Source organism: Peribacillus sp. N1 (assembly GCF_054600815.1).
Map to the genome: position 1 here is coordinate 516,423 of NZ_BAAHZO010000001.1, position 12,116 is coordinate 528,538.

General features: G+C 41.4%; 14 protein-coding genes and 1 riboswitch. Of the genes, 13 read left to right on the forward strand and 1 reads right to left on the reverse strand.

What is annotated here, in order from left to right; all coding sequences use genetic code 11:
- The first annotated feature begins 11 nt into the window (after nt 1-11).
- From ACYP5M_RS02395 to ACYP5M_RS02425, 7 genes are all read left to right on the forward strand, one after another.
- A complete protein-coding gene (locus ACYP5M_RS02395; protein ID WP_452445118.1) occupies nt 12-1,403 on the forward strand; it encodes a cobyrinate a,c-diamide synthase in 1,392 nt (463 codons plus the stop codon).
- A 38-nt stretch (nt 1,404-1,441) separates the two neighbouring features.
- Nucleotides 1,442-2,251, forward strand: coding sequence for a uroporphyrinogen-III C-methyltransferase (gene cobA / locus ACYP5M_RS02400; RefSeq protein WP_434169448.1), 810 nt, complete (start codon nt 1,442-1,444; stop codon nt 2,249-2,251).
- Nucleotides 2,230-2,793, forward strand: a complete 564-nt coding sequence (locus ACYP5M_RS02405) for a nitroreductase family protein (protein WP_260357501.1) — start codon at nt 2,230-2,232, stop codon at nt 2,791-2,793. The genes cobA and ACYP5M_RS02405 overlap by 22 nt, the downstream gene beginning before the upstream one ends.
- A 14-nt stretch (nt 2,794-2,807) precedes the next feature.
- Entirely contained in the window at nt 2,808-3,344 is a 537-nt protein-coding gene (locus ACYP5M_RS02410) for a cob(I)yrinic acid a,c-diamide adenosyltransferase (protein WP_101221882.1), read from the forward strand.
- Between the two features lie 13 nt (nt 3,345-3,357).
- Nucleotides 3,358-4,875, forward strand: a complete 1,518-nt coding sequence (locus tag ACYP5M_RS02415; RefSeq protein ID WP_260357503.1) for a cobyric acid synthase — start codon at nt 3,358-3,360, stop codon at nt 4,873-4,875.
- A 165-nt stretch (nt 4,876-5,040) separates the two neighbouring features.
- Complete coding sequence (locus ACYP5M_RS02420; RefSeq protein WP_063233522.1) at nt 5,041-5,313, forward strand: HU family DNA-binding protein; 273 nt, start codon at nt 5,041-5,043, stop codon at nt 5,311-5,313.
- Between the two features lie 293 nt (nt 5,314-5,606).
- The gene (locus ACYP5M_RS02425) at nt 5,607-5,774 is read left to right on the forward strand and encodes a hypothetical protein (protein WP_153246085.1); all 168 of its coding nucleotides are present in this window, start codon (nt 5,607-5,609) and stop codon (nt 5,772-5,774) included.
- Here the strand turns inward: ACYP5M_RS02425 and ACYP5M_RS02430 are convergent.
- Entirely contained in the window at nt 5,771-6,499 is a 729-nt protein-coding gene (locus tag ACYP5M_RS02430; protein WP_434169653.1) for a protein kinase domain-containing protein, read from the reverse strand. The two genes, ACYP5M_RS02425 and ACYP5M_RS02430, sit on opposite strands and share 4 nt — an antisense overlap.
- A 419-nt stretch (nt 6,500-6,918) precedes the next feature.
- Here ACYP5M_RS02430 and ACYP5M_RS02435 point away from each other — a divergent pair, with 419 nt between their 5' ends.
- The 6 genes from ACYP5M_RS02435 (at nt 6,919) to ACYP5M_RS02460 (ending at nt 12,116) form a co-directional block, all read left to right on the forward strand.
- Entirely contained in the window at nt 6,919-7,278 is a 360-nt protein-coding gene (locus ACYP5M_RS02435) for an MFS transporter (protein ID WP_434169654.1), read from the forward strand.
- 385 nt (nt 7,279-7,663) lie between these two features.
- Nucleotides 7,664-7,793, forward strand: a riboswitch (TPP riboswitch).
- A 135-nt stretch (nt 7,794-7,928) separates the two neighbouring features.
- The gene (gene tenA, locus ACYP5M_RS02440) at nt 7,929-8,612 is read left to right on the forward strand and encodes a thiaminase II (RefSeq protein WP_434169450.1); all 684 of its coding nucleotides are present in this window, start codon (nt 7,929-7,931) and stop codon (nt 8,610-8,612) included.
- A gap of 14 nt (nt 8,613-8,626) precedes the next feature.
- Complete coding sequence (locus ACYP5M_RS02445) at nt 8,627-9,211, forward strand: ECF transporter S component (protein ID WP_230176404.1); 585 nt, start codon at nt 8,627-8,629, stop codon at nt 9,209-9,211.
- A 12-nt stretch (nt 9,212-9,223) separates the two neighbouring features.
- Nucleotides 9,224-10,687: an ABC transporter ATP-binding protein gene (locus tag ACYP5M_RS02450; RefSeq protein WP_434169451.1), complete on the forward strand. Its 1,464-nt coding sequence runs from the start codon at nt 9,224-9,226 to the stop codon at nt 10,685-10,687.
- Nucleotides 10,688-11,464 carry an energy-coupling factor transporter transmembrane component T family protein gene (locus ACYP5M_RS02455; RefSeq protein WP_230176402.1) on the forward strand — a complete coding sequence of 259 codons (777 nt, stop codon included), beginning with the start codon at nt 10,688-10,690 and terminating at the stop codon, nt 11,462-11,464.
- 40 nt (nt 11,465-11,504) lie between these two features.
- Nucleotides 11,505-12,116, forward strand: a complete 612-nt coding sequence (locus ACYP5M_RS02460; protein WP_434169452.1) for a DUF561 domain-containing protein — start codon at nt 11,505-11,507, stop codon at nt 12,114-12,116.

Here is a 12,116-nt window from a genome sequence, read left to right on the forward strand (position 1 = left end):
GGAGAAAAAATATGAACGATAGAAGATTGGTAATTGCAGGTACCGGAAGCGGTGTCGGTAAAACGACATTGACCATCGGAATCATGGCAGCCCTCCAGAAGAAAGGCTATACCGTTCAAGGGTTCAAATGTGGTCCTGACTATATTGATCCTACTTATCATACAGCAGTTACAGGACGGGTTTCACGCAATCTTGACAGTTGGATGTTTGAACATGACACTGTTCGAGAAATTCTTAATAAAGCAGGTGCCGGGGCTGATATATCGATCATCGAAGGAGTCATGGGCTTCTTCGATGGCAAAAGTCCTTTAGCCAATACAGGATCGACGGCTGAAATCAGCATCATCACGCAAAGTCCTGTCCTGTTGGTAGTCAACTGTGCCAGCATGGCACGGAGTGCAGCTGCCATCGTAAAAGGATTTCAGGACTTTTCGACCGGCCCGAACATCATTGGGGTCATTGCCAATCAAGTGGGAAGTGCAGGTCATTACAAAATTGTCAAATCAGCCATTGAGCAAGAATGCGATGTACCGGTGCTCGGTTATATGAAGCGGGAATTGGATATTGATATTCCAAGCCGTCATTTAGGTTTAATTCCTGCTATTGAACGCGGGGAACTAAATCCGTTTTTCGATAAGCTCGCACAATTAGTCATGGAAACGATCGATATCGAGCAGTTGTACCGTTTGTCAAAGACAACCTCCGTTACCAGTGGAAACTCAAATATTTTTCAACCCAAAAATGAAAAGGACGTATGCATTGCCGTTGCAAAAGATGCAGCCTTCAATTTTTATTATCAGGAGAACCTTGAGCTGCTAGAAGCATATGGGGCGAACATCAAGTATTTTTCTCCATTAAAAGGGGATGAAGTACCATTGGATGCTGATGGTTTATATCTTGGAGGCGGTTTTCCTGAGGAATTTGCAGCTGAACTTTCCGGTAACGTGGAAGCTATCATATCCATCAGAAGCTCCATTGAAAAGGGGATGCCGACTCTTGCGGAATGTGGCGGTTTCATGTTTTTGAGCAAATCGATTGAAACAACTTCCGGAGAAACGCATCAGATGGCAGGAATGATACCGGGCCGGATTAAAATGCAGAAAAAGCTTGCAGCACTTGGGTATCGTGAAATCACAGGAACTCCAGGCAATTTTTTGATTAATGAAATGGAGCAGGCAAAAGGTCATGAATTCCACTACTCGACATTTGAAGCGGATGCTGATCTTACACATGCTTATGAATCCAAAGGCAGATTCGGTTCGAAACAAGAGGGGTGTGTATTGGGCAACCTTGTTGCGGGGTATACCCACTTTCATTTTGCTTCCAATCCAACACTTGCAAAGAACTGGATCAATGCTTGCTTAAAACAAAAAAACAAATCTGCCCATGAAACTATCAACTAGTAAAATGTATTTTTTGAAGCTTAAGAGGAGGCGCGAGCATGAAACCGGGAAAAGTTCATCTGGTCGGTGCGGGTCCCGGAGATCCGAAATTGATTACGGTATATGGACTGGAATGTATCCAAAAGGCGGATGTCATTGCATATGACAGGCTTGTCAATCCAGAACTATTAAACTATGCAAAAGAAGGTGCAGAACTGGTGTATTGCGGGAAATCACCAGGGAAACATCATCTCATTCAAAATGAAATACATGAACTTTTAGTGGAAAAAGCTTTACAGGGGAAAAACGTCACCCGTCTGAAGGGGGGAGATCCATTTGTCTTTGGGCGGGGCGGTGAGGAAGCGGAAATACTGGCTGCTAACGGGATTGAATATGATATCGTCCCAGGAATCACAGCGGGAATCGCAGCACCGGCTTATGCGGGCATCCCGGTGACCCACCGTGATCATGCTTCAAGTTATGCGATTGTGACAGGCCATGGCCGTGATTACAAGGGGCAGGATAACCTGAATTGGCATGCATTGGCTCAGGGCATCGATACCATCGCCTTTTATATGGGAATAGGTAATATGCCGTTTATCTGTGAAAAATTGATAGAGCATGGCAGGGACGGCAATACGCCAGTGGCTGTCATAGAATGGGGCACGACTGATAAACAAAGGACGATTACCGGTACTTTGAATTCGATTTCTTTTAAGGCTATAAAAGAAGAAATTCAAAATCCATCAATCTTTCTAGTAGGGGATGTCGTCCAATTAAGAGAAAAAATCCAATGGTTTGAAAGAGTGATTGATTCAGAGTCCATAATTGAAGGGAATGAGTCGGAATGTCCATCATTCAAGAATTGAAGGAACGCCGGGCAATAAGGAATTACGAAGAAAAAGAAGTGGAAGACGAAAAAATCAGGCAGCTATTGGAAGCGGCTACCTATGCCCCTAACGATCGATTGCGTGAACCTTGGAGTTTTTATGTAATCAAGGGAGAAGCGAAGCACCGTTATGAAAGATTGGCAGAAAGGTATTTACATGAACGCTTCCCAACCAAACCAAAGTTGATTGAAAGTTCACTGGAAGTTGTAAAGACGACACCGCTTATCATTGTCGTGACTTCCGATATTTTGCCTGATGATCCAGATTCATCCGAAGACAATGTATTCGCTTCTTGTTGTGCCGTCCATTCGATGTGGCTTGCCGCAAAAGAACTTGGTCTCGGATTCGTTTGGCGCACTAGAGGAGTGGGTCTAGTCAGGGATGAACGCCTGCACGAATTTATCGGTTCACCGGAAAACAAAAAAGTGATCGGCACCATTTTTGTCGGATACCCTAAAGGCGATCAACCGGTTCCAGCTACTAAAAGGACTTCATACATAGAAAAAACAGTTTGGCTATGAAGGTAGGTGAGTGAGTGGCACGCAGAGGATTAATGCTTATTTATACAGGAAACGGGAAAGGGAAGACGACTGCTTCATTAGGGGTGACTTTGAGGGCAATCGGCAGAGGAATGAATGTCAAATACCTTCAGTTCATAAAATCTCCAGAGCGTACTTATGGGGAAGCATTGGCTTTGAGAAAATTAGGAGTTGAAATGGAGCAGCTAGGTATTGGTTTTACATGGACCAAAACACCAGAAGAGCATCGCAACGCCTTATCGTTAGCATGGGAAAAGGCGAAACTGGCACTTACTGATCCGGATATTGATTTACTTGTTTTGGATGAGTTGAACAATGCGTTAGCGATTTCCAAATTCCCGATTGAAGATGTCTTGCCATTGGCTGAAATCATCGATGCAATTCGAAATCGTCCCGCTCATATGCATATAGTCATTACCGGCAGGGATGCAAGGCCAGAGCTTATGGAAATGGCCGATTTGGTTTCAACGATTGAGGCGACCAAGCATTATTATGACGAGGGCATCGGCGCTGTCAAAGGATTAGAGTTTTAAGGGGGTGAGCGTAATGAAGGCACGATCCATCATGATACAAGGGACGTCGTCTGATGTAGGGAAAAGTTTGATTTGTACGGCATTTTGCCGGGTATTTTCCAATAAAGGATTACGTGTCGTCCCATTCAAATCACAAAACATGGCTTTGAATTCTTATGTAACATTGGATGGCGGTGAAATCGGACGGGCTCAGGGAGTACAGGCGGAAGCAGCACGGATCACGGCAACGACCGATATGAATCCGATATTACTGAAACCGAAGCAGGATATGGTTTCGGAAGTCATCGTGCACGGAAAGCATTTCCTTGATATGAATGCAAAAAGCTATCGGTCCCAATTTGTCCAGGAAGCCATGCCCATCATCCGTAAATCGGTCGAAAAACTTCAAGAAGACTATGACATCATCGTACTTGAAGGGGCAGGAAGTCCGGCTGAAATTAACCTGAAGGACCGGGATATAGCGAATATGCGAATGGCTAAACTCACGGATGCGGCTGTCATTTTGGTGGCCGATATTGATCGTGGTGGAGTATTTGCGTCCATCATCGGCACACTTGCTTTATTGGATCAAGATGAACGAGATAGTGTAAAGGGGATCATCATCAATAAATTTCGTGGCATGCGTGAATTGTTGGACGATGGTATTGAATGGGTGGAAAAGGAAACCGGGATTCCGGTTCTCGGGGTGCTGCCCTATCTTGACGTGAATATTGAAGCGGAAGATTCACTTGCCCTCTCTTCCTTACGTTTTAAAAAACCTAAAAAGGCTGAGTTTCCGATCGATGTAGCCGTCTTGAGATTTCCGCGGATCTCCAACTTTACAGATGTGGATCCTTTTTTTGATGAACCCGGAGTAGGTGTCCGCCTGGTAAGCAGTGTCCATGAGTTAGGTAATCCCGATCTGCTTATTTTGCCTGGTACAAAAAACACGATGGAAGATTTAGAGTGGTTGAATCGTATGGGGTTGGATCGGGCCATCAATGAACTGCGGAAACAAGGAACGATGATATTTGGCATATGCGGCGGTTTTCAAATGCTAGGGACTAAACTTTTCGATCCTGACGCGGTCGAAGGTGACGGTGAGAACGCAGATGGGCTCTCGCTTCTTCCGGTGGAAACCGTATTTCAAGCAGAGAAGAAAACGGTACAAATGGAAGGTGTCCTTTCTGCCGGGATAATGGAAGGTCAAATGAATCTTAACGGTTTCGAAATACATTTAGGCAGAACGACATTGAAGTCGCAAGTAAGGCCCTTTCTTTTATTGAAGGATGGAAGAGAGGATGGAGCCATTTCCAATGACAACAAGGTAATGGGAACATATCTTCATGGGATATTCCATAATCGCCTGTTCACTAGATTACTAGTTAACCAAATTCGACGGAACAAGGGGTTGGAAGAAGTGAAGGAAAACGTCCAAAGCGACTCGGAGCGCAGGGAGGAAGCGTACAATCTCTTGGCATCCCATTTGGAGGAAAACATTGATATGGATACCATCTATCAATGGCTGCAGCTGGAAACTGCAGAAAGTTAAAAAGGTCATTAGGTTAATGTGATCAATGCCCTTTTACCTTTAAAAAAGATCATTTTAGAGCGATAATTCCTTTTATTTAGCCATTTTAAGTGACAGAGGCATACAAGATATGTTATGTTGTCTACTCTACATACTTTATACAAAATAAAAGGATGAGGTGTTCATATGAATAAAACAGAATTAGTGAGCAGTGTTGCAGCACAAGCTGAACTGACAAAAGACGACGCAAAAAAAGTAGTGGACGCATTGTTTGAAACAATCACGGCTACACTTGCTAAAGAAGAAAAAATCCAATTAGTTGGTTTTGGTACATTTGAAGTGCGTGACCGTGCTGCCCGTACAGGAAGAAACCCGCAAACTGGCGAAGAAATACAAATTGCAGCTAGTAAAGTTCCCGCTTTTAAAGCAGGTAAGGAATTAAAAGAAGCTGTAAAATAAAAAAGTAAACAAAAAAACCTGGCGATGCGATATTCGCCAGGTTTTTTTGTTTACTGTCATGCGCTTCGAAGAACAGTAAAAGACAGTCATTTTTATTTATTTGTGCCATTATCTAACGGAGGAATTTAGGGAGTTCTCATGATCAACAATGAAAGAAGCCCACTTCATGAAGCAGTAATGGAATGTAACATAAATGAAAAAAAATTATAGTACTTATTAGTAAGGTTTATACTGTGACTATGTTAGGCTAAGTAATAACAAGTTTTAAAACCAAAATAAAAGAGGTGAAAGATATGCTGAAGAAAATAATGAAAAAAATCAAACAGCTTTCCCAAGGCAGCAGTGAGCGAAGACATGGTCATTATCGCCGAGGCAGCAGCAGCAGCAGCCGAGGCTACAAAAGGTATCCCATGAGTGGAAGTGACCGCTACAAGAGAAAAGGGCGCGGCAGTAGCAGCTAATTCAGTTTCTTTGACTTCAATGCAGCCTGCAGGTCCATTGAGATTTCTTTAATATCTGAATAAGGTTCTTGGATGCTTAATAACCTGTTCAGTAAATGCACGGTTTCTTTTTCTAACGAAAGCTCTTCTGTCCAAGGAAGAGTCTTTTTACTTTTGGAGGCGTACGTCGTATAAAGTACATATAGAAGTATTTCCCCCAAGTCGTAAAAATCCTGCCTTTTCAGCTGCAACATGGATTCTTTAGTAAAATCGGCCGAATTGATCTTTTTAGACAAACCAAAGTCTATCAAAATGGGCTGATTGTTCTTTAGTAAAATATTTGGTATACGTAAATCTTGATGGGAAATGTCATGGTCATGTAGATAAGATACTAAACCGACCAGCTCATCCAGAAAAAATAGAGACTCTTTCTCATTGAATGTTATATGATTCATGAAAATATGGTCTTCCAAATTATCTCCTTCTATGAAATCCATCACAAAATAAACATTTCCCTCATGTGAAAATTTATCGTGAAATTTGGGGATGTTTTTGTGGTTTAACATTCGTAAAATGGAAATTTCATTTTCAAACTGCTTCAGCTCTTTTTTGCTGCGGCGTTTACTTTTCCGGAGTTGCTTGATCACTATATTTTCTTTTTTTTTCAAATCATTGCAAAGATAAATAATACCGTAGCTTCCTGTTCCGATTACAGCTTTTACCTCGTAACGGTAATTCAAAACCACTCCTTTTTTTAAAGGTATATCCACGAAAAATTGGTAGAACTTTCTAAATGTACGCAAAATTGAAACTTTCCTCACCACTTTCATCTATTCAAGTCAAGAACAAAAAAGTCCGTTATTAATTAAGCTGGAAATATGAATGAACATGGTTAGTTTAACACTGATTTTTGATAATGCGGTAATGAAAGTCATTTTATAATAAATATAAGAAAAACAAGAACTTTAGCATGGTCGATGAAGTGCTTAACAAACCGATGCAAGTAGCCGTCAATGCGGTTAACAAGTAATTTTAATAGTTGAATAGGGAGGGGGGCCGTCATGGGCAGTCCGGATACGGCCTTTAATCCAGTTTATCTTTCAATCTTATATCGGGAATAGGACAAATTGGCGGATCGTTAATTGGAGGGTACTTCGTTGGGAAAATAGGCCATAGAAGAGTACTTTTATCCCTCTGTGCAATGGGTACTGTTTGTTTTGTCATATTAGGTTTGACCTCAAATGCAGCAGCCTTATATATTCTGATCGCTTTTGGAGGTGCCTGTACAGTCGGCACGATGAATTTGGCTAATACGTATATATCCGAGTATTATCCCCGGGAGATAAGGTCCACCGGGATAGGTTGGGCCTTGGCTTTTGGTAGAATTGGCGCGATTGTTGCCCCGACATTAATAGGATTACTGCTGGCTGCAAACTATTCACCACAAAATGCATTCATGGCCTTCACTGTTCCGAGCATAATGGCTGCCTGGGCGTTATGTGAAAGAGAAGTATGGCAGCTATGATAAACTACAGATCGAGCAAAATATTAAAACGAAAAGCAACATCGAATGTATAATATTGTTTTTTAGAGAATAAACGAATTCACGAGTAAAGTAGCTAAACTCACGAGTAAAGCAGCAGAAATCCCAAGAAAAATCAATTTCACGAGTAAAGCAGCTGAATTTACGAGTAAACCGGCCAAATTCACGAGTAAAAGAGTAGAATTCACGAGGAAATTACGTAATGAAACCCATTGATTAAAGTGCCGTTAAACTGCCGGGTAAATGGTGTATATGCAAGATTGAAAGGTTAGTAACCCTAAATCATTAAGTTGAAAACTTTTTCTAATACGTTTGACAATTGGATTTATCGTGTTAATATAAAGGCAAATGAAATTTAATATACAATTTGTACCACTAGGGGTGCTTTAAAGGTGAAAGTTGATTTTTACCGCAGAAGCTGAGATTAAAGTATGACTTTAAGACCCTTAGAACCTGATCTGGTTTATACCAGCGTAGGGAAGTGGGGTCTGGAACAATACGTTTCTGTATTATTTCAAGTACAACCACTTTCTTTACGTTTAAGAAAGTGGTTTTTTGTTTGCAAAAAAAGGGGTGATAAAAGTTTTTTTCCGTAATATTCATTCAAAAAATATAATTTGGAGGTAATGGTCATGAAGTTTTCAGAGGAAATTCGTCAGGAAGTGGATCACATTTGGGAAGCTAGCTTTAATCACCCGTTTGTTTCAGGAATAGGAGATGGCACATTGCCATTGGAGTGTTTCCGTTTCTATGTTATGCAAGATTCCTATTATTTATCTCATTTTGCTAGGGTTCAAGCTTTAGGAGCAGTTAAAGCTACTGATTTACATACAACAAGCAGGCTTGCCGGCCATGCACAAGGAACATATGAAGCGGAGTTGAAGCTTCATGAGAATTTTTCTGAGAGATTAGGGATCACAAAAGAAGAACGGGATAATTTCAAACCAGCCCCGACCGCTTATGCTTATACTTCCCATATGTATCGTGCGGCTTATTCGGGACATTTAGGAGATGTTATTGCAGCTATCTTGCCGTGTTACTGGCTTTATTATGAAATAGGTGAAAAGCTGCAAGGGTGCATGCCGGAGGAGCCGATTTATCAAGAATGGATAGCGGCTTACGGAGGGGAGTGGTTCCGCACTTTGGTGGAAGAACAAATTGCGAGGCTTGATGAGATTGCTGAAAAAGTGACAGACGAAGATAAGGAAAGAATGAAAGAGCATTTTATCCTCAGCAGCCAATATGAATACTCATTTTGGGAAATGGCTTATCGTTTAGAGACATGGCCTGTGCATAAGGAAACACTAGAAGTATAAAGGGGAATGAAACAATGAAAAAAGGTTTGAAATTAACGGACATATTGGTCACGATCGTGATTGCGGTAGCATTTGGAATCGTTTATATCCTTTGGGGTTCGATTTATTATTCCGTTAAACCGTTAGGATTACATCTGGATCAACTTATTTATGGAATGTGGTTTATAGCTGGCCCCGTCGCCTTCTTAATTTTACGGAAACCGGGTGTGGCACTTTTGGCGGAGATAGCTGCAGCTTCCGGGGAGTTCTTCCTTGGTTCACCATGGGGGCTGACCGTACTGTTATATGGGGTGGTACAAGGTTTGTTCGCGGAACTGGTGTTCATGGCTTTCAAATATAAAAAATTCAATATGCCGGTGGCCGTTTTAGCTGCGATAGCTTCCTGCCTGGCATCAGTTATTATGGATTTTGCATACGGGGAAATAGGTGCGCTTTCAACCTGGAATCTATCGTTATTCATGATAGCGAGGTTTGTGGGTTCCATATTCTTTGCAGGTGTGACCGCTTATTATCTAGTTAAAGTCCTGGAAGCAACAGGAGTAACAAATCTTGTGCGTCCGGTTTCAAATAAAGATTATGCAGAACTGGATCAAAAGTAGAGGTTGAGGGCCATGGAACCAATCGTTTCTGTTGAAAAGTTAAGAATGAAATATCCCGGTGATGAATCTTTGATATTCAAGGACCTATCATTAACGTTTGATCAAGGAGAAAAAGTGCTATTGTTGGGGCCATCAGGTTGTGGTAAGTCGACCCTTTTACAAGTGTTAAGCGGATTGATTCCGAATTCCATCGAAGTACCGATGAAAGCGGAAAAATTGAAATGCCCTTCTTCGTGGGGGTATGTTTTTCAAGATCCTGATAGTCAGTTTTGCATGCCATTTGCCGATGAGGAAATTGCCTTCGTCCTTGAGAATCTTTCCGTCCCTAAAGAAGAAATGAAAGAGAAGATTCAAAATCATTTCCGTAAAGTAGGATTGAACCTGGGCCATACAAGTATTGAAACATTATCAGGCGGGATGAAACAGCGTCTGGCAATCGCTTCAGTATTGGCCCTTGAACCAGAAGTGATATTTTTAGATGAGCCAACCGCCATGCTTGATCCGGAAGGAACGAAAGAAATCTGGGAATTGCTGAAGGAAGTCGGACGAGACAAAACGGTTATTATCGTCGAGCATAAAATTGACCATGTTTTAGAATTCATCGAACGAATCGTGCTTTTTAACGATGATGGTCAAATCATAGCTGATGGTCCAAGAGACACCATTCTTTCACTATATAAAAATGAAATGAAGGAATATGGAATTTGGTTCCCAGGTGTTTGGGGTGAATATATACAGAATTATGCACCGATTCGGGAACACCCATTTACAGATGATTCACCTCTTATGAATGTGCAAGGCTTTAGCGGTTTTCGGAATAAAGAGGAAAAAATCAAGGTTGACGAGCTGAAGGTCCATTCAGGTGAATGGATTGTAATCAGGGGTGAGAATGGCGCGGGGAAGAGTACACTTTTGCATGCACTGATGCAGTTCATAAAAACGAATGGTAAGTATGAATTATTGGGAACACCGATTAAAAAGGTGAAAAATCCAACGGATCATATGACGTTTGTCTTTCAAAATCCTGAGTTTCAGTTCGTTGCAAATACTGTATATGAAGAGATTGCTTATTCATTGCGAATTGATAAAAGGCCGCAACAAGAAATAGATGAGAGAGTCCGCTCATTGCTTAAAGTGTTCCGCCTGGAGGAACATCGGGATAAACACCCGTTTCAATTATCAATGGGTCAAAAGCGTCGCTTAAGCGTAGCCGCCTCAATCGTAATAGACAAAAAAATCATTCTCCTGGATGAGCCAACCTTTGGCCAAGATTCGAAAAATACCTTTGCATTACTGGAATGGTTTGAGGAATATCGAAGGCGTGGAATAACAGTGATCATGGTAACTCATGACGATCATATTTCAAAAAACTTTGCAACCAGGATCTGGACGGTTAAGGATGGAAACGTAATAAGTGATGAAAACATTGTGCAATCAGGATTTGTGGAGACCAAAGTTAAAAGGAGTGTCATGTAGATGAATGATTCAAATGCAGAAACATGGCTCCATAGAATTAATCCAAGCCTTAAACTTGGTGTACTGATTGTGTTATGCATCGTGGCGTTATTCATTCATGACCTGAATTATATGATGAATATCACCATTGGCGTATTACTTTTGTTTTTGTTTTTTACCGGGCATTCGATAAAACGCATCTTACTTTTGTCGATTCCCTTTTGTTTCATTTTTATATCCACCTCTTCTGCAATGATATTATTCGGGCAAGGTGAGACGCTTTGGTTTGAGTGGGGCCTTATATCGATTACTGAAGAAAGTTTCATGAGGGGATTACTGGTAGGCTTTCGAGCTTTGTTCTTTGCGGTCCTTGGCTTAACTTTTTCCTTAACTACGAGACCAGTGAACTTGTTTTATTCGTTAATGCAGCAAGTTAAGCTTAAACCGAAATATGCCTATAGTTTCATGGCGGCATTAAGGCTGATTCCCATCATGATGGAGGAGTTCCAAACGATACGAAACGCGATGAAGGTACGCGGCTTCGAAAGGGGAAAAGGGATAAAAGCGTTATATTTTAAAATGAAAGCCTATTCCATCCCGTTGTTATCCGGAAGCATAAGACGTGCTCACCGAATCGCGGTTGCGATGGAAGCAAAGCGATTTACAGACACACGAGAACGAACATTCTATTATGAGTTTGGGTTTTCAAAAAAGGACCATGGTTTCATTTTGTATTTTATCATCCTGTTGTTGGCCGGCTTTTATCTGTCGATTCAATTCCCGTTAGTTTCTATTTGATTTTATGAGATTGTAACTTTACTTGTTAGGAGTCCTTAGTATGAATGCACATGAATTGCATATTATTTCTACTGGGAAACAGCCAATTGAAAAGTTTGTGGAAATCGCTTCAAACATTCAGGAACATGTTGATTTCTTTTATCTAAGGGAAAAGCATATGAGTGCATCGGAACTTTATCGAGCAGTGACCCTGCTACATGATAATAGGATCCCGCTTTCTAAGATCATCATTAATGATCGGGTGGATGTAGCTTGGGTACACAAAGTATTTGGTGTGCAATTGGCTTTTCATAGTTTAGGTGCGGGAGTTGTAAAAGGAGCTTTTCCAGGGATGAATGTTGGCTGTTCGATCCATTCCATGGATGAAGCGAATGCCGCATTCAGCAAAGGGGCCGATTACGCGATATATGGACATGTTTTTGAAACGGATTCAAAAATCGGCCTTCCTCCTAGGGGAGTTGAGGAGCTTCATGCAATCTCAAGAAATGTCAATCTTCCGATAATTGCGATAGGCGGAATAACACCTTTCAATTGCCAAATCGTGCTGGATGCGGGGGCACGTGGAATTGCGGTCATGTCAGGGGTTCTTGAAGCTGAAAATCCGATTGAAGCCGTTAAAGAATATTCGAAGTCTTTGGGAAAGGAGACATAA

What these genes read in the sequence shown, in the direction of transcription:
- ACYP5M_RS02395 (WP_452445118.1), top strand. Translation starts at nt 12, where the DNA reads ATGAACGATAGAAGATTGGTAATTGCAGGTACCGGAAGCGGTGTCGGT.
- cobA (WP_434169448.1), top strand. Translation starts at nt 1,442, where the DNA reads ATGAAACCGGGAAAAGTTCATCTGGTCGGTGCGGGTCCCGGAGATCCG.
- ACYP5M_RS02405 (WP_260357501.1), top strand. Translation starts at nt 2,230, where the DNA reads ATGTCCATCATTCAAGAATTGAAGGAACGCCGGGCAATAAGGAATTAC.
- ACYP5M_RS02415 (WP_260357503.1), top strand. Translation starts at nt 3,358, where the DNA reads ATGAAGGCACGATCCATCATGATACAAGGGACGTCGTCTGATGTAGGG.
- ACYP5M_RS02420 (WP_063233522.1), top strand. Translation starts at nt 5,041, where the DNA reads ATGAATAAAACAGAATTAGTGAGCAGTGTTGCAGCACAAGCTGAACTG.
- ACYP5M_RS02425 (WP_153246085.1), top strand. Translation starts at nt 5,607, where the DNA reads ATGCTGAAGAAAATAATGAAAAAAATCAAACAGCTTTCCCAAGGCAGC.
- tenA (WP_434169450.1), top strand. Translation starts at nt 7,929, where the DNA reads ATGAAGTTTTCAGAGGAAATTCGTCAGGAAGTGGATCACATTTGGGAA.
- ACYP5M_RS02445 (WP_230176404.1), top strand. Translation starts at nt 8,627, where the DNA reads ATGAAAAAAGGTTTGAAATTAACGGACATATTGGTCACGATCGTGATT.
- ACYP5M_RS02450 (WP_434169451.1), top strand. Translation starts at nt 9,224, where the DNA reads ATGGAACCAATCGTTTCTGTTGAAAAGTTAAGAATGAAATATCCCGGT.
- ACYP5M_RS02455 (WP_230176402.1), top strand. Translation starts at nt 10,688, where the DNA reads ATGAATGATTCAAATGCAGAAACATGGCTCCATAGAATTAATCCAAGC.
- ACYP5M_RS02460 (WP_434169452.1), top strand. Translation starts at nt 11,505, where the DNA reads ATGAATGCACATGAATTGCATATTATTTCTACTGGGAAACAGCCAATT.